Raw genomic sequence first — 786 nt, forward strand, 5'->3', positions numbered from 1 at the left:
CGGCGTAGTCTTTATACCTGAACTTGATATGTGTTGCGTTGACCTCAAGGATTCGGTGTCTGGTGATAGCAATCTTGTGCGTATAGCGTCCAAGGTACTGGACGACTCTATCGGGTGAACCGAAAGGGGCTTTGGCATAGACGTTCCATTTTTTGAACCTGATTGCTTTCATTACGCTGTTTTTACTTCCAATCCAGCTAATTGAGCTGTCCTTTTCCAGCCCTTCCATGAAGATAGCTTTGAACATATTTGCCATACTTTTCTGGGGAAAAAGGAATCGGTTGTTTTTGCGTTTGGCATCTACCCATCTCTGTCCGTCATATCCTCCAGCACTGACGATGCAGTGGACGTGAGGGTGAAAACTAAGATCCTGTCCCCAAGTATGCAGTACCATTGTGATCCCCGGTTCAGCACCAAGGTATTCGGGCATCTTTGCATGCTTGAGCAGGGTTTGGGAAGCTGCCAGAAACAAAAGGTCGAATAGCTTAGCCCTGTTACCCATGAATACTGGATTGAGTTCATGTGGCAGGGTAAAGACGATATGGTAATAGGCGGTAGGTAGGAGTTCGTCCATTCTACTCTCAATCCAGGCATCCCTTTTCATGCTTCCACAGTTGGGGCAGTGCCTATTGCCGCAGGAATGGTATCGATGGGCGATGTTTCCACATTGCTGATCATCGCACCTGCTGAGGTGATACCCTTTTGCAGCGGTATGACAGGCAGCAAGATCGGCGAAAACCGCTCTGCTGTAAGGATTGAAGTTGGAGATGGATTGATGCCTGAACA

At 47.8% G+C, this 786-nt stretch carries 1 protein-coding gene; it reads right to left on the reverse strand.

Going from position 1 to position 786, the window contains the following annotated elements; translation table 11 throughout:
• A partial coding sequence (locus tag MM214_RS18925; RefSeq protein ID WP_241297741.1) for an IS91 family transposase occupies positions 1 to 786 on the reverse strand: 786 nt, incomplete at both ends.

It is taken from the genome of Belliella kenyensis (genome assembly GCF_022549675.1).
Classification (GTDB): domain Bacteria; phylum Bacteroidota; class Bacteroidia; order Cytophagales; family Cyclobacteriaceae; genus Belliella; species Belliella kenyensis.